Here is a 21332-nt window from a genome sequence, read left to right on the forward strand (position 1 = left end):
ATGCTGATACTGAGTGCCAGGGCATGGTCGCTGACTGTGAGCAGGTAGCGTTGTTCTGCATAGGCTTTGCCATTATCTGCGCGCAGGGTGACGTTGAAGCTGCCCAACACAGGGCTGGCCCAGCTGATCACGCCGGTGCTGCTGATGCTCATGCCACTGGGTGCATCGGTGAGACTGTAGCTGAGTGTGGCACCTTTGGGGTCTTGGGCTGCGACGGAATAGCGATACGCCAGGCCAGCAACAGCGGCGGTGACAGGCGCGCTGGTGATGACGGGGACGCTGGCGATATCACCGGGGTCACCATCAAAGGCAGTGGTGGTGCCGAGGTTGGCGGCGATGATGGAGCTGAGGTTGTCGCAGGTGCTGTTGCTTTGCGCACCGGTCAGGCGGGCGAGGAAGAGGCCACTGGCGACGTCGGCCTGGCCGCTGAAGTAGGACCAGCGCACGCTGTCGGTATTGTCAGTGCCACCGCCAGGCAACATGCTGGCGAGGACGGTATCGTAGGCTTTGGCGGCATTGATTGCGGGGGTGGTGCTGGCGGCTGCCAATGCGGGTTCTGCGATGAGCCAGCCCATGCCCATACCTGATGTGGCGAGGATGGCGGCGGTAGTGTTGCCGTTATTGCCGGACAGGCGGTAGGCACCGGCACCGGTCTGGATATTTTCAATCTGCATGGCCTGCCCTGTCCAGCCGCTCATGGTTTGCGGGCTTTGTGGGACGAGGACGCGGTAACCGGCAGCAACGGCATTTTGTACATCGATAGACTGGCTGTTGCTCAGGTTAAGTTTTAACAGGGCGGCAGCAAGGTTGCTGCTGGTGACGGCATAGACGCTTTGTTGTTGTGCCTGTGGCAGCGCGGCAGCCTTGGCGAGTACACGTATCGGTGAGGCGGCAGCGGTGGGATTTTGTGACTGGCTGTAGTGCTTTTCTAACACCATGTGGGCATAGGCCACATTGCGCTGGTTGCTCTGGCGGGTGTAGGCGGCAGGACTTAAGCCATCCGTTTGATTTGCTACTGCGGTCTGGAGGCGGTCAATGTCGAGGGCAACACCGGGGAAGGAGACGCTGTTGACCAGGCCCAGGGTCATGTCGGGTATGGCTTGTGCGACTGCCCTGCCTAATGATGGCAGGCGTTGTTCTACGACACCTGCGGCGCGCTGGAAGATGGCGCTGTTGGCGTCGGTAGTGGCGAAGTAGGCGAGGATGGTCTGGTGCAGCAGGTCACCTGTGAGGTCATCGCGGCTGACGCCGTTGGCCTGGCCGGGCTGGCTGGTCAGTTTGGCCTGGGTGGCGGCGAGTCTTTGTTGTACTGCGTTCAGTTGGGCGGGGTTGATGCCTTGGGTGTCAGCGACGATGGCGTGGTAGTCACCGGCATGGACGCTGAAGTTGTTGTCGTTCCAGCCGCCGCTGGCGGGCTCGAAGCTGCCTATGGAGGCGCTGAGTTCGCTGCCGAGTGTGAAGCTGCCACCGCTGGCGACGACCTGGCCATCGAGACGGAGTTCTGCCTTGACCTGAATGAGGTAGCCGGGAACGCTGAGCGGGAATTCGCTGGCGCTAACGGGGCTGTTGTCGGCATGGGCTTTGGGCAGGTAGGCGGCAAGTACGTCGGCATCGGCCTGGGTGGCGGGACTAAAACTGAGGGTCAGGCGTTTGCCTGCGAGGGCGGCGTAGCTGCTGTTATAGCTGACAGTGGTTGTGCCCTGGGCTTGTGCTGCGCTGTTGGCAAAGACTTGCAGGCGCACTGCTCCCTTCAAGTTAGCAGGCATGGCCTGGAAGCTGGCGCTTTTAACGATGGTTTTATAGGGCAAACTGCCCATGAGGATGGCGTAGTTCTCTGCGCTGATGACGTTACCGCCTAATACACTGCCTATGGTGAGGTCGGCACCTTGCTGGCTGAGGACCTGGTTGAGCTGGTTCTGGTAGGTAGTAAAGCTGCTCAGGATATTGGCCTGGTTGAGGCTTTGTCCGTAATCAGGGGTGCAGTTGGCACCTTGTTTGGCGATGTCAAATACACCGGCTTCATTGAGGCTGACGCTGCTGCGCAGGTTTAAAGCGGGCTGGGAGCTGAGTTGTTTGAAGCTGGGGTCGAGCGGCAGCCAGGTGCTGGCGGTGTTGTTGCGGGCGCCTCGGCTGGGGCTGGCGTCGACATAGGCTTCTACCCAGACGTGTTCTACCTGGATGGCGGTCACTTGTGCGCCCTGGAGGATGGCTTTGTTGGGCACGCCTGCCTGGCTTAACAATGATTGGGCGGCGCTGACGTTGTCGACGTGCAGCCAGTTCAGCATTCTTTGGGTCGGGACTTCGACTGTGCCGTACACATAGCGGGACGGGATGCCTGCTGCGCGGTTAAGCGCAATCAGCAAGCTGGCGGCATCGATGTCGTTGCCGCTCTTGGCTTGCAGGGTCTGGGCTGCGCCTTGCAGACTGCCGTAACCGACTTTGTATTTGATGTTGTTGCGGACGTAGTTGTAGATGGCAACGGGGTTGTTCTGTAAGGAGGCTGCCAGGGAGCGGATGTCTGCGCTCTGCTGAATTTCTTCAGCAGCGGCAAGGTCGGCGGCTGCTGGCGCATCACTCAGGACGGTATCGGGTAAAACCAGGCCGGAGAGGCTACCTGCTGCGGCCACGGCAGGGGCAGGGGCAAATGCGGGTGGTGGTGACTGGCGGCTGGCATTACTGCTTGTGCTGGTCACTGAGGCGAGTTGATTCGACTGCGGCGCTATCGCTCCGGCGTTTGTTTTACGTACTTGGTCGCTGCTATTGCCCCAGGGGAGTTTGGTGCCGTTGAGTGCACTGGCCTGGCTGGCGTATTGTTTGATGGCTTGCTGCCATTGTTTGAGGGCGGCTGTGGCATCGCCCTTCCCTGCTGCGGCATTGTCAATTGGGGCGTAAGCGTCTTGCAGCAGTTTGGCACGGGCAGTAAATTCGCTGACCATGCTTTGGTGGCGCTGGAGGACGGTGCCGGATAGTTTGTTTTGGGTGAGGAAGCTTTCTGTTGCGGTAAAAGCTTTGCTCAGGAGTTGTTGCTGTTGTTGCAGTATCTGGTATTGGCTGCGTATGCCGGTGATGACATTAAGAGCAGCAGCACTATTGGCTGGACTTTGGGCACTGGCCTGGGTGCTGAGGTCGATGAGTTTGGTCAACGCGCGGGCGTAGTCTGCACTAGCGGTGCTGCTGGTGTTAGCTAGAGGCGCGGGGGCCAGCAGGGCTACTTTGGTGTTCGCTGCTGTGGCGGTTGGCATGGTGATGGCCATGCCTTTGCTGGCGGGCAGCTTGCGTGGCCCCAGCGGCAGCAGGACGCTGTTATTACTGTCCGCAACTCGGGGAGCAGCTGTCACTGTACCTTGCGCCATCGCTAAGGGTGACAATAGGCTGCTGACGAAACTCGCCAATACGATACCGGCTACGCTGCGTTGTAATGGAATGTTGCGGAACATAATTTTACTCTTGGTAATAAGTATTTCTGACGGCATCATGCCGGGTTTATTCGTTCGATGGAGTGCTTGTCACCGCATCTTTAATTGGTTGGGACAAACAGGGTCGTGCCTACTTCCATATTCGAATCCCAACTGGCGGCTATGACGATGCCTTCCAGATGCCCGCCGGAATTTTTGATACAGGCAAAAGGAGCAAGCACGCTGCCATACACACCGGCATTATTAAAGTTTAATAATTCGGTGTCATACATATTGATGAGCACTTTGCTATGGCGGTTGATAAAAGCCGTCATGCTGATGCCAAACTTGATGGTACGCTGGGCATTGCTGGCGACATTCAAGATCAGGTAGGCATCTTGTTTTACGTTAGCCAGCACAAAATTATAGGTACTGACGACATGGTCTGCCGTCAGATTGAAGATTTCAATATCCTTGTTGCTGCCAGTGAGTGTGATCTGGGCATAGAGCTGGCTTACTGTCCCTGTTGCCGGAGCTGCGCGCAGTTGTTGCGAGAGCACAGTCAGGTAGGTACGTTCTGCCTCAAAATCGATGGGTCCTACATCTTGTTTGCGAAAATCAAGGTAGCTCGCCACTTTTGGGGATGCGCCCTTGGTGCCTGAGTAAATCGCAAAACCATTATTGGTACCAGACCCGAGGCTACCTGCATAAGCAACCAGATTACCGCCAATGACCAGCGCCGGGCGGGTATCGTTGGGATTCATCTTGCCACCTATGTTACCACCAGGTGTATTCAGCGCGCCGCCAACAGCAAGCCGCCCTTCAACGTCGGTAACATTGCTGACATTACCAAAGATGAAGGCGGAATATTGCCCAGCCACACCCAGATCAATTTGCTGCGCCTGACATAATGCAGAAGAGAATATCAAACCCAGTGCAAGGCACAGGCCTTGCACACTGAGACGGAATGGGCGATGTATGCTTAATTTCATGATTATTCAATTATTCTGTTTTTACGGTCACGCTTAGCGCGCACTTTGTCGTTCAACCACCGCAATCAGGTTGGCCAGTGATTTGCTGGCCGGGCCGACGCCGGTTTCTATGTTTTTAAGCTTGGCCTGAACGGTGATCAGCAAACGCAGGGCTTTGTCCATGCTGTTGCTGCTCATGGCGGTATTGACCTGGTTGAGCAAATCAACGATGGCAGTACGTTGTGCAAGCTGAGCTGGCGTTGACAGGCTCAGTCCCTGTATCAAGCTAATGGTTTGCGCATTGATCTGGCTGGCGCTTTGTACCTTGATGGCCTGGTCTTGCGACTTGTACGGCGTGGCATTGCCACCGCTGACCATGCTGAGGGCGAGGTTGGCGTTGTAAGTACCAGCAGATACTGGCGCCTGCCAGCGCACTGATACCACCGTGTCGGCAGCAGAAGCGGCTGTAAGGTTCCAGGTGGCGGTGACATCACCATTGCCATTGCTGCCTATGGTAGCGGCTGGCGTGCTGGACTTGATCACTGATCCGGCTGGCAAGCTTTGGACCATGCGTACAGACTGGGCGGCACCGGCATTGGTGATGGTGCTGCTCAGCGTGCTGACGTCACCTGGCAGCAATGCGTTCAAATCGACGGCTGCCGGGGCCAGGTAATCAAGACCCTGCTTGATCATGAGCGGCCAGCGGCTTTCATTTGCCTGCGCGGCCAGGGTGTCGCTCCAGTCAAATCCAAAGGCCAGGGTTTTGCCATTGCCATAGGTGGCGCTGACGATGCCTGGGCTGGTAGCAGTGCCTTTCAGCGTTGCTTCTACCGTGCCGCCTGCTGTTGCCAGTTTGGTTTGGGTCGCTGGGCCAGCAAGGTCACCACCTTTGTAGATGCCGCCAGACAGACTCATTTGTTGCAGGGCTGTGGCATAGGCACCGTTATTGGTGACGCCTGAGCATTGCGCGAGCTGGGTGTTGGTGGCTGTGACCAGACTATCAAGCATGAAGCCCTGCCCGCGTTTGACCGCTGCCAGCAATTCGGACGCTGCTGGTTCTGGCAAGGCACTGGCGCCATTACTGATCCAGTAGGTGCTGTAGTTACCGCTACGCAGTTGCGTCAGGAAAGCTGTTGCATCGGTACTGATGGTGTGGCTGATGCCCTGATTGGTCAATACATTGTCAAGCACACCTGCCCTGCTGGCATCACATTGCGCCAGGGTTGCCGCATTTTCTGTCGGGAACTTGGTGGCTGCGCATTTACCCAGCAATTCATCTGCAGCACGTTTGCAGGCACTGTAGACGAGCACGTTTTGCCATGGCGCTGCGGCCTGCTTGATCGTCAGGCTGACGACAGATGAAGTCAGTGTAAAACTGACCTGGCCCAAAGTCAGGGTGTTGCTGCCGACTTTTGCGCTTAACACGGCAGTGTATTGTGCGCCTGCCGTACCGGCACTGGTCCAGTCAGCATTACCTGCAAAACTGGCTGCCATTGCCAGCGTGGTTTTGTATGGGAAGCTGGCAATAACTTTTTGTGTGGCGTCAATAATGCTGACGGTCAAGGGCAAATCTGTCAAAGCGGCATTGCCCTCGTTCGTGACATTGAAAGGGAAACTGATGAGGTTGCCAACTGGCACTTGCGGTACAGAGGCGGTGATACTGCCTTTCAAGCCACTGCCTGTGCTGGCGGTGGATGCGACACTAAATACACCACTGGCTTGTGAGAGCACGGTGTTGCCAACAATGCTGACTACGACAGAAGTCGTGTATTGACCTGCCGGAGCAGCACTAAGATTAATGCTGTAGTTATAGTCTTGTGCGGCATTGGCTGCCAGGCTGACCAGGGTTTCAGTTTTAGTGAAACGCGTGCTGCCATCTGGGTTTTTGACCGTAACCACGACCTGCAGATTATTGGCTGCCTGGTTGCTTGTGGCATTGGTCAGGCGGTCATGCAGTTTGATGATATCGGTCGGTGCATAGCTGCTCTTGTCAGTATCAATGACAGTGTTCAGTTTGATTTGCGGTGCGGCCAGCGTGAAATTGGTTTGCGCCAGCGTCACGGTGTTGGCACCGAAAGTAGCAGTCAGGGTCGCCACATAGGTGGAACCCACGCTGCCAGTGGCTGTCCAGGTGGTGCTACCGCTAAACGTGCCGCCTATTGCAATGGTACTGGTATAGGGGAACTGGGCGACGACTTTTTGACCAACAGGGTCTATGATGTTGACACTCAATGCCTGATTTGTCAGCGCGCTGTTGCCCTGATTGTTGGCACTGAAGTTGAGTGCCAATGCACTGCCCACAGCAACCTGTGCCGGGCTGACGGCGACAGTGCCTGTCAGACCGCTGCCATTACTGGAAGAGGCAGTCACCACAAAACTGGCCACCGATTGCACCGTGGTACTACCAGCAGTTGCGATTACCTTGACAGCATACTGGCCTGGTGCTGCGCCATTCAATGGCAGGCTGTAAGCATAATTTTTACTATTTGCTGCAGGCAGTTGTGCCAGGGTTTCTGTTTTACTGAAACGTACTGAGCCATCCGGATTGGTCACGGTAGTGGCGACCTGGATATTATCAACCGGCAGGTTTTGTGTGGCATTGCTGATGACATCACTTAACTGTACGGTATCTGCCGGCCCATAGCTGGTTTTGTCAGTACTGAGTTTGGCGGTCAGTATGGTATTGCCACTGCCTATGGTGAAGGCTGACTGCGCCTGGGTAAATGCAACGCCATTTGCATCCAGCAATTGCGCAAGGACTTGGTATTTACCGGCAATAGTAGAACCTGTATTCCAGACACCAAGCACCTGACTTTGTGCGGTTGCGGCTATTTTTACTACCTGTTTGGGCAGTGCGGCTACGTTAACACCATCGACAGTTTGCACAATGAACTGTACCTGGGCATTGTTATCGAAACTGCCCAGGTTTTTTACCGTGGCAGTAAGCTGGACATTGGTGTTGGACGCATAGCTGCCTGCATCTGTATTGACTGCAATACCAAATGAGCCCGCCAAACCATCAAGGCCAAACGACACCGTGTTATTGCTGATATCAAAATCGCTGAGCATGTGAGCGCCCTTGCCGTCGTCATCTGCGACAACAACGAGGGTTTTGATATTGGCCATAGAACCTGAATAATTCAGGGTGACGTCCTGATATTCATTTGTATTGAGGTCAATGCCGGTGACTGCCGTACCGAGCAAATTGCCGCCTCCCACTTGCCCGCTGTAAAACGCGACAGGTGTACCAGCAGCTATTGGCAGCAAGCCGGCATTACCTATCCTGACGGTGAGGCCTGACGGTTTGACACCACCCTGATCATTGATCCGTATAAAGGATGCGGTCACATCAGGAGCAGCTGTCGCTGAAATGTCTACTCTCGCGTTCAGGCGATAATTATTATTGACTTCCCAGCTATTTTTTTCAACGCGAGGAACTGTGCCGTCATCATTGATATTTGTGATGTGGTAGCTATGTTGGTTCCATATACTGCGTACGCCTACCCATGCATTATTCACATCCTGATAAATACGCAAACCTACGGCAGAGCCAGAACTTTGCGGGACGATCAGATCAGCATGTCCATCGTTGTCCACGTCGGCAACAACTGCCATTTCAAAAGAAGTGTCAGATGTGTTTGGGATACTGAATAGTTCTTTGGCACTGGCACTGTCATATACTTTCAGATTGAACTGATCGGCATATACTACCTTGGCTTTGTGGTCACCCGCAAAATCAAACACGCTGGAACCTGTGGCCGAAGAAACATCATAAGTCCAGACATTCCATTTGATACTGCCGTCTGCGCCGAATACTGTATACGCAAATGCACCTGCTATACCAATTTCAGGAATGCCATCGCCGTCCATATCAGCAATCACAGGGACGCCACCGTGACCACCGCCAGGAAGGTAAACCGGGCCCCAGATAATAGCGCCATTGTGGTCAAGCAAATACACTTTGCCACTGTTGACGGAGACAATCTGGGGGTAACGATCACCGGTGAAATTGGCCACTGCGGTAAAACCGTCTCCAACTGCATTGTTTTGCCATAACAAACGGCCATCTGCATCATAGGCAGATGCGCCGGCAATAACCGCTGGGCGACCAGTCCGGTTGATATCGGCAACGATAGAGTATGGTGCGACAACGTCAGCAGTGGCTCGCAAATAATTATCGCCAATAAAGTCACCGCTGCCATTCCAGCGCAAAGTACCGTCGTAATTGAAAACGGTTTTGCCGTAAATAATCTCGGCCTTGCCGTCGCCATCAAGATCAGCAATACTGATGCCGCCACCATGCCAGCCAGATACAAATTGTGTAGCAGGCACTATCCATTTGACTGCACCCGTGCTGCTGAAAGCAATCAGCCCGTTATCTGCCTTTTGAGCAATGATGGTAATTTCTCCAGACCCATCAATATCTGCAGCTGCCATGTGGCTTACAGGGGAGATACGATAAGCCGGGTCAGTTACGGTGACTACTTCACTGCCGTCTTTGCCGTTGACGATACGCAGTATTCCATCACGATAAATTGGATGGCGGTACGATGTGAAAATGATGATAGAAGATTTGCTGCCCTTACCGGCAGGCATGACCAGAGGTGCCATTTCGACCTGATTATAGTCAGGCATGGTCGTGCCACCTGCCCACTGCCATTTCAATTTAGGTTGAAATAATGTGGAATCAGGTTTGATTTCAATAAAGTCTGCACTGGACTTCAGGTTGTCGTCCTTGCTAATTTGTACCAGGCCTTGTTCGCTATCTGCCCAGACAATAATAGGCGCATCTCTGAATGGCAAGATGCCGCTCACCGGAACCTGGATCACGACTGTTTGCCCCGGTGCTATTGAACTCGCCAGGCTGGCTGAACCCAGTTTCAGGTCGATATTACCTTCAAACAAACGATTTTTATTGGCGTCATTAAACGCCAGTAACTTGATACCTGCCGGGACATCAGCAGTACCCGTATTCTGCAGAGTCACATTGAGGAAGCCTGACAATTCCAGTGATTGTGGATTCGTAACTGCGTTTTTCCGGTCTATACGTGCAATGGAAATTTGTGGCAACAGAACTGCTGCCTTGACCTTACGCATGCGTATCTGTCCCATATCGACAGTGGACTGGCCATCTATGAATGCAACGGTGTTGGTATCAAGGTATTGGCCAAGCTTGAATGTCATGCTGACCATGCCGTTCGCGTCTTTTAGTACATTTCCTTGAACGAATTTACCATTGGCATCAGATTTCAATGTATGAGGCCCGGCTGCATCCACTATCGTAATATCAACGCCAGCGAGAACCTGATTGCTTCCTGCATCCATTACCTGACCAAAAACGCTGGTGCTGGTCACATCAGAGCTATTACCAGAAGCAGAAATCTTAGGTGAGTAAACAGCCGTAGCACCCGCAGCAACGCGAATAGTATTGTTAACTGTCTTGTAGCCCAGTTTGCTGACGGTCAGCGGCACATCTCCCGCCGGAACATTGACAAACTGGTAGCTGCCATTCATGTCAGTCACTGCACTGAATGCAGCACCTGAAACAAGAACTCCGGACACAGGTGCGCCGCTAAGTGCATCAGACACCACACCATAAATAGTTGCTGTTGTTGAAGTGCTGATTTTGGATAATTTAAGCACGCCCAGGTCCATCACCTGACCTGCAGTGACTTTGGTAGTGGCGCTCAAGCTAGTGTAATTCGCCAGCGAGAAATTCAGGGAGTAGTTACCGGGAGTCTGGTTGGCGAAGCTGAAATTACCATCGGCACCGGTCGTCAGCTCAACTGTTTTTGAGCCAGCAAGCACAACGCGCACACCAGCGATCGCAAGCCCAGTCTGACTCTCAAGCAATTTACCTTTTATGATTGCCAGGCTTGGATCAGCGGGGACATACTGGCTGATACTCAAGGCACGCAGTGCCAATGCCGTTTGATAGGGATCACCGCCCCAGCTACCATCTGGCAACTGTGCATTCAAGAGATAAGTTTGCACAGCAGTGGCCGTAGGTACTGCTGGAATAAAATCATGCAAGCTTTCATAAGCAAGACAGCTCAGGAAAACTGAACTGTTCCAGTTACCAGGCGAGGATTGCTGTGCCATGAGGTAAGTCGTCAAGACTTGTATGGATGCGGTAAGCGGCACCGTGCTGGCGTGAGCGCGGTAAGCAGCGAGTGCATAAATGCTGCTGTAAAGGTCGATTCTGCCATTGACCTGGAAAGAACCATCTGTTCCCTGCACTGATTGCAAGTAAGCGATAGCTGCAGCAACACCATCTGTGCGGCCTGCCTGTTTCAGAGCAATCAAAGCCAGGGACGTATCCAATACATTACTGGCATAGCCTGGGGCACCGCCAAAACCACCGTCAACATTGATGCGATTAAGCATTTGTGCCATCAGCGCACTAGTATCAGCTTTGGCGGTAGCGAGCGCTATGATTTTACGTGCCAGGTATTCCGTACTGGCATCTGGTTCAGATGATATGGAAGTTAATAAATTAGCCGGAGTGCTTGCCAGTAGCTGCAAAGTCTGAGCTACTTCTGCTCGTGCTTGCAAGGGAGTTGCAATGGACTGAGCCTCATTACTCAGCTTACCGTCTGAGAGTATCTGCGTATTAAGCCATTTCAGGCCATTCACCACGGGGCCAGTGGTTTGCGCATAAACGCCATGTACTAACAAGGTCACAAAAAAAAGAACGCCAACCAACAGGTTTCGCGCAAAAGTACCAACATTTTGAAGCACAGCAGACCCCTGAAATAAACGCACTGAACCGAACCTCAGTAGTGAATTTGAGAGATCGCAGATAGACGTTAGAAATTTGAACCCGGATAGTAACGATTGTTACAATTTGTGGCAAGCAGTAAATTTCTGATAACTGGTATCACCATTAGTGATATCTATGGGATGCAATAAAAACATTTCTTAAAGATCAATTTTCCCAAGGGAATGTTGATTTAAAGAAATTATTTAACGAAACCGTTTTTATGAAAGTGGTATTATCGCTACACAGATTCCATTTGAAACATATAAGTTATTCAAGTCAGGTTCAAAGGCCCTTGAACACCCACTCCTGATAGCTTTTTTTATTCTCAAAACCCTTCAATGTGGCGGGAAACTGGGCAAGTTTTATCGGTGCACGCTCAGACTTGCTATATATGCCTATGATACCTTTTCCATCTGGCGACAGTATCAAGCCCCAGTCTGCCTGCAGAGTGATCGGGTCCAGGTAAAGTTGGCGTATGTGGCGACGCGGCATGGGGTAACGTGGGTCGCGCAACAGCTCATTGAGCGAAGCCGGAGCGCGCAATACGCCGGGTGGTGATGCATTCGCATAGCTTAGCAAGGCTTGCTGGTATTGTTGTCCGATGAAAAGCAAGTCTTCTTCTGCTGCACGTCTTTGCATAAGACTGTGGACTTGCATGGTGGCGAGCGCAGCAATCGATAATAAGGCCACACTCAACAGCAAACCAAGATAAGCCATGCCATTTTGATGACAAGCCGCGTCGCGCGGCCTGATACTGATGTTGATATGCTTTGGCACGCACATTTGCTCAAAGAGATTGATAAGCCGTGCCATCTGCACGCTGGCCTTGCGCGCCGCTTTGTATATTATAGACTTGCCCCTGTGCGCCATCTATGGGCGCGATGATTTGCCAGCTTGTTGTGCTTTCGGTGATGGGGTCTATCGGCATGTTCTTCAAATACTTGCGTTCCACAAGCTCTTCAAGATTTTCTGGGTAGCGGCCGGTATCAGCATAAAATTTGTCTATGCTATCTCTGGTGGTGCGCAGGTTTTCGACCAGAACCGCTTCTTTACCTTTATCCAGGCTTTGATAATAACGGGGAAGAGCCAGGGTACTGAGCAAGGCGACGATGGCGAGCACTACCAGTAGCTCTATCAGGGTAAAACCATTGTTTCGCTTATACGAGGAGTATTGATTTATTGCTTGTCGCATATTTTCACCATTGCGTGTAAACGATGCCGTTCAAGCCTTGGCGGGAACTGGTCGAGTAAACGTCATACACATCATCCCCTTCTTGCGGGTCATTTGCTTCGCTTGCATAACTGCGCTTTCCCCAACTGGCAGCAGGCTCCAGATTGACATTTGCTTGCATTGGATCTCGCGGCAAGCGGCGCAGGAAATATATTTTTCTGTGGCCAGGGTCGCGCTGGTCAATGACGCCTTCAACCAGTATATCCAGCGTAGCCGGATAACCAGTGGAATTGAAGTTTTTGGGGATGCGCCCTTCATCACTGAGACGCTTGTACTGATCGATAGCAGTGCGTATTTCGCGTAGTGCCAGCTTTAACTCTTTCTCTTTACTACGCTGCACGGCGATCTGCGCAACGGGCATGGCAATGCTTGCAAGCACCCCTAGAATTGCCAGGGTAATCAGCAACTCTATTAAGGTGAAGCCATTTTCCGGTGTGCGTTTCATGTCGCTCTATATTTATCTTGTATATGTCTATCAACTTGAAGATCAGGGTTGAACTTCAACATTGAACGGCAGCAAGGCTTGAGCTGGCAGATTGCGCCCCGCTGCGCCTACAGGCGCGACAGACAATACTTTAAGCGGAGTAGATTCTGCCACAGCCATGGCCCGGAAGTTGATAGTCATTAAACTGCCAGGGCTGCTGGCACCGCCAGAACTTCGTGTATTACTGATAGTCACCTGCCCTTTGGGATCAATCGAAGCATTAAAATTGGTAGGTGCCCCGCCCTGCTTGAGGAATATGCCTTCATTGACATTCACTACTTGCAAAACCGCAGGATCAAAACCTAAGATGAGCGGGACACTGGTTACGGGTTGATCGGATTGCATGATCAACTGCATGGAAAATACGTCGCCAATTTTTACACTGCGCGGGCCTTGCCATTCCATTTGTGGCATACCGACATTGGTGATGCCGCCTGTTCCGGCTATACCACCTATACCGCCTATGCCCCCATTAATGCCGCCAGCATTATTGGTATTGTTGGCATTGTTGTTGCCGAGGCTGTTCGCCGGATTGCTGTCCGTTTTGACTGAGTTCCTGGCTGCATCATTAGACACTGCGCCAGTGTTTGTATTTGATGCCGGCGCAGTATCAGACATGTCAGGCTTTACCCTGAAGCTGGTATCGGTGCCAGACTGGAATTCGGCATTACGTATTTCCGGCTGCTGGATATTGCGTATGAGGTGCGGCGTTATCGACAGGACGATTTCTGTCTTCTGACTATCGTCAAGCTGGCTGCCAAACAGGCGGCCAACAATAGGCATTTCACCGAGGCCAGGTACCTTGTTACCAGAATTGCGCTCTTCATCATTGATCAGGCCTGCCAGTATTTGCGTCTCGCCATTTTTCAGGCGCAGGACTGTACTGGCTGTTCGGGTGCCGATCTGGTAGGCAACCGAACCGGACTGCGTTTTCAATTGATTGGTCAGGCTGCTGACTTCGAGAGCGATCTTGATACCGACGTCGTTGTCCAGATAAATAGTGGGCTCAACCTCGAGCTTCAAGCCTACTTCTATGTAGTTGATGTTTTCTGAAACAAAACCAGTGGAGGTGGCGGTGGTCGTGATATTCGGTACGCGCTCGCCTATCAATATCTTGGCTTTTTCATGGTTTTTTGCACGTATGCGCGGGTTGGCCAAAAGATTGGCGTCACCTGTCTCGCGTCTGGCCTTGACCGAAACCGGGCCAACGGTCGCTCCTATGGTGGAAGGGTTGAGGTTATTTTTGAGGTCACGCAAAGTCAGGGCACCGCCAGAAGCGGATGGCAATGGTGCCAGACTCAGGCTATTTGGCCATTGTATGCCCAGGTCCAGCAAACGGGTGCGTTTGATTTCCAGTATCTCTACTTCAAGCATCACCTCTGGCTCTGGCAGGTCTTGCAGGGCAATAATTTTTTCTGCCAGTTTTATGGCGTCCGGGCTATCCCTGAGGATAAGCATATTAAGTTTTTCATCGACAACGATGTCACGCGTCTTGACCAGAGTCTTGAGCGAATTCGAAACAGTTTTTGCTTCGGCATTGGTCAGGTAAAAACTCTTGACGACCATCTCCTGATACTCTTTTTGTTTGGCAGCAGTATTGGGATAAATGAGTATCGTGTTCCCGTCCAGGACCTGTTTTTCCAGCTGATTAGTCAGCAAAGTAAAATGAATCGCCGATTCTATGCTGCTGTTTTTCAGAAACAAGGATGTGCGCTGATCCGTTTTTACGTCGCGGTCAAATAAAAAATTGATACTCGATGTACGGGAAATTACTTCAAAGACCTGCTTGACTGGCGCATCCCGGAATTCAATATTAATGGTTTTTCGGTAGGCTGCATTTAACCTGGTTTCCTGCGGCACCTGCGCGACAGACTCAGCGACCATTCTGGCGAGCTTGTTGGCTGCGACATTACCGGGGTTTTCTGCCAGTACTTTTTTAGTCAACGCCTGAGTGCGACTGTAATCTTTTTTGTCGAACGAAGCTTGCGCTTCAGCTATCAAAGCCGCGTGCTGCTCAAGTTGCTCAAGTCTGGACAAGCCTGCCCTCGCCTGCTCATTTGCCGGATCAATATTCAATATTCTTTGAAAATTTTCTCTGGCAGCAGCAAGTTTTTCCAATTTTACGGACAAATCTGCCTGCTCTTGCAGCTTGTAAATAATCTGCTCACGCGTTTTCAGATAGGCTTTGCGATATTCAAGCTGACCAGGTGCCTCATTCATTGCCAGCTTGAATTTTTCAAGCCCGTCTTCTAGCTTATCCTGTGCAATCAAATCTTTGCCATCACGATAGGCCATCTGTGCTGCACAACCAAACAGCGACATGCAAATGATTATCAGGGCGAGAAGCCTGCGACGCGGTAAATATTGAGTTGAATTCATGAATACTCTTTTTTAATCTGTGCTACCGATTTGCAAAGTCTGCACCTGATTTAAAGGCAGGTAAGTAATGCTCATCATGGTCGGTTTGATGGTATCGACACGGTAGATATTTTCAATAATGGTTTTTTCCTGGACGATAAAAGTCCTGTCGCCGCTAGACAAGTACACTTCTATCTGACCATCATCTGTCTTTTTACCAAGATAACGAAATGGTAGTGGCGGTGCAGTTGGTGGCGGAGGTGGTGGCGGTTTGACTGCTGGTGGAGGTGGCGGCGTCCAGCTTTGCGCATCAAAGAAATTTCCATTCGTTTTGTAGTCAGCAGCAATTAATTGTTTTCTGTCGATGACAGCAGCAATCGTCTGTACCTGACTTGCAGCGGGCAGCTTTGCATGGGCATTCACCACCTTGGTGCTGGCAAGATTTGCTTGAGTTGCCTGTATTTTCTTGGCAGGTGTCACTGCTTCGACGACATCTGCATCAGGAGTCTTATCTGCAAACAGGGCCAGCCATGCAGCAACAGCCAAACAGATGCCCAGCAATATCTTACGCGCGCTCATTCAAAACCTCTGTCGGGTGCTGCGATAGTTGCGCTCACATAGATGGTGAATATCATTTTCGATTCTATCGTGGTACCGTTGATGACTTCACGTTTGAATGAAATTTCATCCAGCGATGCAAATGGAATAGTCAACAAAACCTGTTCTGCAAATTTCCGGATTTGCAGGTAACTTCCCTTCACAGGTAATTGCACTTTATAGGTAAAAAATTTACCTGCACTATTTTCTGCCAGTTGATACTCGCCAGCTTTCAGACTGACACCTGCCTCATTGGCCAGATATAGTATGGTTTTAACTTGCTGTTCTACATGCTTCTTTTCACCCAGCAATTCATAAAACGCGTCGAGGCGTTGTAAATTATCATCGGGTGCCGGGATTTGCTTTGCAACATTCAATTGCTGGTGCCTGGCCTGCAAATCAGCTTGCTGCTCTTCCATGCCATAGATTTGCTTTTGCACATAAGGTACTCCACACCACCAGGCTGCACTGGCAGCAAGCAACAGACTAAACAACAGCAATGTAAACCAACCCAATCTGTGCGACAAAAGCGCAATGGCGAGTCGAATTTGTCTTGGTGAACCGGGGGCATGTTGTAGAGATGTCGTCATTGCCTGACTCCGTCACGCCATTGCACTTCAAATTGAAACCTGTATGGTTTGTTCTGGTCTTGCTCGTTGATCTCATGTTTTTCAAGAACCACGGTAGTGAACAACTTTTGCTGTTTCAAGACTTCAATATACGCAATCATATCGTCGCCATTCTTTGTCTCTGCAATTGCTTTCAAACTGCCTTTTTGACTATTCGGTGTCACTTGCAACAAGGCGACTTTGTCAGAACTGGCTTTTTCGAGTGCATCAAACACATCAGTCCAGGGCAGATTGAGTTTGGCAACGGCCTGATTGATCGCAATCACTTGCTCCTGAGCTAGCTTGGCAACTGGCGCCTTGATTTGTCTTTTCTCTACCCTCTCGATATCGCCCTTCAAGGCCTGTACTTGTTCAGTAACATGCATGCTGGTTTGCATCAGTTGCTTACCACGCCATACCAGGCCACAAAGCAGGATCAAGGTAAATACAGCCAGCAGCAGCACTGGAAATGAAGTGTAATGCAAGCGCTTGGCTATCGAATCTGGAGCAAATTCTATTTGTAGTGATCTCATGAAGCGACCTCCGCCATGCTTTCCAACGAGGTCTTGGCAGTAGCTATTTTATTTGCGAAGTCTATTTTTGCGATTTGATACTGATGAGTACGGTGCAACAGGCTCGCTTGCCATGCCGCCGGGATTCGACCAGCAAGCAACAATTGCGCAGGCGGGGTCAAATGATGCAGCATTGCCTGTCTTTGCAATTGGGTGTGCAACCATGTGTTGTCACTATCCTTGGGCAACAGTATGCTGGTGACCATATGCAGACTTCCATCCTGGCATGCAGCCAATGTCATGGCTTGCTCATCGACAGACGCAAACCAGCCATCGGCAGCAAGTCTTTGCTTGCATTGATTCCATAACCACACAAAGCGGGGCTGCAAACTCAATATCTTTTGACCTGATTGCTTACTTGCAACGCCTATTTTTTCCAGAAGCACCTTGGGAACGGCACAGACCAAAGAAGCTTGATTACCCTGCCAGTCAGCGCTAATGAGCCAGTCATCTCCAGGCACGCCAAACAAAGTCTCCAGACGCATCTGCGCTGCGGCATGAAGATCTTTTAAAGATCGTGCCTGCGTCGGTGGTGCCAGCACAAAATACTTGACCAAAACATCGTCCACTATCAATTCGAGCAACAATTTTCTATCTGGATAGCTGGCAAATACCGACTTCCAATTCGCGCAAAAATGATTGATATCCTGCTCTATGTCGAATGGAACTGGCGCTGTAGCCTCAAGTGCTGTCGTACGGCGGAGTTTTGCTGTTTGTCGGCTGATATAAAAATGGCTGGTGTTGATATCAACCAACAAGGAAGAACAAAAGAATTTAAGCATGTAGCGTAATCCTTTTTATTTCTTCCAGCGTGGTATCGCCGCGCCTGACCATTTCCAGCGCAGCTTCACGCAAGGTAGTTGTGCCATTTCGTTTTGCAGCATCCTTGATTTGCCTGATAGGACGTTTTTCGATAATCATTTCACGGATTTCATCAGTCAAAGTCAGTATCTCTGCGATGGCGCGCCTGCCTTTATAACCGGTTCCGCGGCAATCACCACAACCCTGCCCCTGCCGGAAATTAAAATCCTGCACATCTTCTGCAGTCAGGTTCACACGCTTCAACATATGTTCATCGACAGCGATCTCTGTCGAACAATGTGGGCAATTGATACGGACCAGACGTTGTGCCCATATGCCGTTCAACGCAGACACAAAGGCATAAGGATCTATACCCATATGAGCAAAGCGCCCAAATACATCGAATACATTATTGGCGTGCACGGTGGTGAGCACCAGATGACCCGTCAATGCAGACTGCACGGCTATTTCTGCCGTCTCCTGGTCACGGATTTCACCCACCATGATCTTGTCGGGGTCGTGACGCAGGATAGAACGCAAGCCCTTGGCAAAGGTAAGCCCTTTTTTCTCATTCACCGGGATTTGCAGAATGCCGGGCAATTGATATTCGACCGGGTCTTCAATGGTGATGATCTTTTCGCGTCCGCTATTGATTTCTGACAGCGCTGCATATAGCGTAGTGGTTTTACCCGAGCCGGTAGGCCCAGTCACCAGCAACATGCCATACGGCTCTTCGGTCAACATGCGCAAGGTAACCAGAGAGGCTTCATCAAAGCCCAATGCTTCAAGACTAAGTGCGCCGTACGCCTCTACCATTGCGCGCTTGTCGAGAATACGGATAACTGCATCTTCGCCATGTATGCTGGGCATGATGGAAAGCCGCAAATCGATTTCCCTGTCATTGACCTCAATACAAAAACTGCCATCTTGCGGCACCCGGCGCTCTGAAATATCAAGTTCAGCCAATACCTTAAGCCGGGAAATTACCTGCTCTGCATCGGCAATACCAGTAGTAGAAGTGATGTGATCCAGCACACCATCAATCCGGTATTTGACACTCAACCCATGTGCCGTGCTCTCCAGATGAATATCTGAAGCGCCAACTTTTAAAGCATCGTACAAGGTGGTATTGACCAACTTGACCGCAGGGCTGGCTGCTTCAGAAACAGATTCAAATGACAGCCTGGTGGCAGCTTTGCTTTCACGCTTGGCGGCAGTATCAAGGGACGCAGTATTTGCCAGGCTATCCGTAGTGCGGGTAGTATCCTCGTGACGCGACAGGTATGCCTGTATGTCTGTATTCAATGCCAGCCGGAATTGTATAGGCGATTTAGCGATCGAACTAAGCCATATCTGGGCATCAGGATCAAAAGGATCAGAGATGACAGCAAATAAGCAATTTTGTGTATCACGCAGTATCAGGCTTTGCTTTTGCATGGCACGATTCAGCGGCAACAAATCAAAAGCGGGCACATATGCCTGCAACTCCATCGTCTCCATCACAGGCATATCGCAATAGTGACCCAGCATTTGCAGCAACTTCCGGGGCTCAACCTGAGTCAGGTTATGCAGGGCAAGCCACATACTGACATGATGTTGATTGGCATAGTCTCTGGCTTGTTGCAACAACTCAGGCGTAACCAGGACGCTGGTCATATTATCGGAAGTTGTATTCATGAGAGACCATCGGCCAGATCAAATATAGGCATATACAAAAGCACCACGATAGTGCCGACAATCAGACCAATGACAGCCATCAAAATTGGTTCAAAACTACGGATGAAACGGTCTATCCAGCGCGTGATTTCGCCTTCATAAAAATTGGCTGATTGCGTCAGCATCTTCCCCAATTCACCAGTGCGCTCACCAACTCTTAACAGCCGCTGAGAAATCGGTGTCGTCAATTCATAGCTTTCAAAAGCCTCAGACAGCATGACACCGGACTCAATTGAAGCAGTTGCCTGAAGCAAAGCGGTTTGCATATTGCCCCCTGCCATGTTGGCAGCTGTATTCAAGGCAGCAACGATGGGGATTCCACCGTCCAGCAACATACCCAGGGTCATATACAGCCTGGATAATGAATAAATACGAATAGACTCGTTAAACCCGGGAAATTTGGCAATCAGACCCAGGGCACCGTTTCTTTGCCAGATACCTTTGATGAAGATGCCTGAAAACAAAACGCCAGCCAGACAAACCAGAGTAAATACTGAGGCATGCTCTGTAACGAATGTTCCCCAATTCAATAGCAGTTGAGACGACCAAGGCAGAGCGCGCCCAGTACCACGATAAACTTCAGCAAAACGGGGAACAACATATACCAGCAAAAAGAATGTAACCGCGCCACCAACCAGAAACAGGATGGCGGGGTAAATAAGGGAGCTGATAATTTTATTCCGGACGACATCAATACGCTGCTGGTATTCAATAAACCGCGCCAATGATGGCGGTAAAGTACTGGCACTTTCTGATGCCTGGACAATGCCGACAAATAAATCCGGAAAGTATTCCTCTTGCTCAGCCAGCACTTGTGAAAAGCGCTTACCTTCCTGCAGACCTGTCAGAATGCCAGACAATACACTACGAATTTCCTGGTTTTGCTCTTTTTCAAGCAAAGCTTCCAGTGCCTCTACAATAGTCAGGCCAGCATTAAGCAAAGCCAGTAACTCCTGGCTGAACAGTAACAATGAAAATTTTGCAGGCTTTAAACCGGAGTGGCCGGCCTTCAATAACGACAGAGCACCAATTTGCTGCAGCGAAGATATCACCCAGCCACGACTCTTTATCACCAGACGCGCTTCGGCTTCAGTGCGTGCCTCGATGATTTCTTCAATGATTTGCTGATCAGGTGTCAGTGCCCTTATTTTGAAGCGCATAATTTGATTTAAAAAGTTTGCGCCAAAAGCACCTAGTTACTAATATCGGCATCATCACCTGTGCCGCCCGCTTGCCCATCTTTGCCGTAAGAAATGATCTCAAAATCCTTATCCTTGGCCGGAGACAAATAACGATATGGGCGCCCCCATGGGTCAACAGGAATGGATTTTTTTAAATAGGGTCCATTCCATTTTGTATTTGCAGATGGGTTTTCAAGCAAACCAGCCAACCCTTCTTCTGTCGTTGGAAACCGCCCCACATCAATGCGGTAGGTATCCAATGCCTTTTCAAACGCAGTAATTTGCGCCTTTGCAACCGCCGCCTCAGACTTGCCTATTTGAGCAAAGTATTTAGGCCCGACATAGGAAGCAAGCAGGCCTATGATTACTACGACCACCAACAATTCCAATAGCGTAAAACCTGCATTTCGTTTCTGAAAATACTGAGGTCCCTTAGCTTTAAGTATGAATTTCACTTGATGCCTGATTATCTAACTAATATATGGAATATTGTTACAGAGAGTGGCGATTTTCGGGCACTCCTTAATATTTGTCAAAAATTCTACTCACGAATTTATCCATGTTAAATAATGTGTCTAAATTTTGAGCAGCCCGCGAGGGTAACATAATTTAGATCGCAAAGAAAGAGCAATAAGACAACAATCTAAACACCCTT

General features: G+C 50.7%; 14 protein-coding genes. All 14 read right to left on the reverse strand.

Annotated elements, in window-relative coordinates:
* On the reverse strand, nt 1-3437 hold a 3437-nt coding region (locus ACO0LI_RS22260; RefSeq protein WP_423035334.1), incomplete at its 3' end, for a transglutaminase-like domain-containing protein.
* A gap of 80 nt (nt 3438-3517) precedes the next feature.
* Nucleotides 3518-4387, reverse strand: a complete 870-nt coding sequence (locus ACO0LI_RS22265; RefSeq protein WP_423035336.1) for a choice-of-anchor A family protein — start codon at nt 4385-4387, stop codon at nt 3518-3520.
* A 33-nt stretch (nt 4388-4420) separates the two neighbouring features.
* Entirely contained in the window at nt 4421-11050 is a 6630-nt protein-coding gene (locus ACO0LI_RS22270) for a carboxypeptidase-like regulatory domain-containing protein (protein WP_423035338.1), read from the reverse strand.
* Between the two features lie 361 nt (nt 11051-11411).
* Nucleotides 11412-11906, reverse strand: a complete 495-nt coding sequence (locus tag ACO0LI_RS22275; RefSeq protein WP_423035340.1) for a type II secretion system protein — start codon at nt 11904-11906, stop codon at nt 11412-11414.
* A gap of 10 nt (nt 11907-11916) precedes the next feature.
* The gene (locus tag ACO0LI_RS22280) at nt 11917-12321 is read right to left on the reverse strand and encodes a type II secretion system protein (protein ID WP_423035342.1); all 405 of its coding nucleotides are present in this window, start codon (nt 12319-12321) and stop codon (nt 11917-11919) included.
* 4 nt (nt 12322-12325) lie between these two features.
* Nucleotides 12326-12805, reverse strand: coding sequence for a type II secretion system protein (locus ACO0LI_RS22285; RefSeq protein ID WP_423035344.1), 480 nt, complete (start codon nt 12803-12805; stop codon nt 12326-12328).
* Between the two features lie 42 nt (nt 12806-12847).
* Complete coding sequence (locus ACO0LI_RS22290; protein ID WP_423035346.1) at nt 12848-15223, reverse strand: cohesin domain-containing protein; 2376 nt, start codon at nt 15221-15223, stop codon at nt 12848-12850.
* A gap of 12 nt (nt 15224-15235) precedes the next feature.
* Nucleotides 15236-15781 (reverse strand): hypothetical protein, encoded by a 546-nt coding sequence (locus ACO0LI_RS22295; protein WP_423035348.1) that lies wholly within the window; start codon nt 15779-15781, stop codon nt 15236-15238.
* Nucleotides 15778-16389, reverse strand: a complete 612-nt coding sequence (locus ACO0LI_RS22300; RefSeq protein ID WP_423035350.1) for a hypothetical protein — start codon at nt 16387-16389, stop codon at nt 15778-15780. Before ACO0LI_RS22300 ends, ACO0LI_RS22295 begins: the two co-directional genes overlap by 4 nt.
* Nucleotides 16386-16940, reverse strand: a complete 555-nt coding sequence (locus ACO0LI_RS22305) for a PilN domain-containing protein (protein ID WP_423035352.1) — start codon at nt 16938-16940, stop codon at nt 16386-16388. Before ACO0LI_RS22305 ends, ACO0LI_RS22300 begins: the two co-directional genes overlap by 4 nt.
* Nucleotides 16937-17761: a hypothetical protein gene (locus ACO0LI_RS22310; protein ID WP_423035354.1), complete on the reverse strand. Its 825-nt coding sequence runs from the start codon at nt 17759-17761 to the stop codon at nt 16937-16939. Before ACO0LI_RS22310 ends, ACO0LI_RS22305 begins: the two co-directional genes overlap by 4 nt.
* Nucleotides 17754-19457, reverse strand: coding sequence for a GspE/PulE family protein (locus tag ACO0LI_RS22315; RefSeq protein ID WP_423035356.1), 1704 nt, complete (start codon nt 19455-19457; stop codon nt 17754-17756). Before ACO0LI_RS22315 ends, ACO0LI_RS22310 begins: the two co-directional genes overlap by 8 nt.
* Nucleotides 19454-20656: a type II secretion system F family protein gene (locus ACO0LI_RS22320; RefSeq protein WP_423035358.1), complete on the reverse strand. Its 1203-nt coding sequence runs from the start codon at nt 20654-20656 to the stop codon at nt 19454-19456. The genes ACO0LI_RS22315 and ACO0LI_RS22320 overlap by 4 nt, the downstream gene beginning before the upstream one ends.
* Nucleotides 20657-20688: 32 nt before the next feature.
* Nucleotides 20689-21123, reverse strand: a complete 435-nt coding sequence (gene gspG / locus ACO0LI_RS22325) for a type II secretion system major pseudopilin GspG (protein WP_422951454.1) — start codon at nt 21121-21123, stop codon at nt 20689-20691.
* Nucleotides 21124-21332 lie beyond the last annotated feature (209 nt).

The organism is Undibacterium sp. Tian12W, assembly GCF_049339405.1.
In the GTDB taxonomy this organism is placed as follows: Bacteria; Pseudomonadota; Gammaproteobacteria; order Burkholderiales; family Burkholderiaceae_D; genus Undibacterium.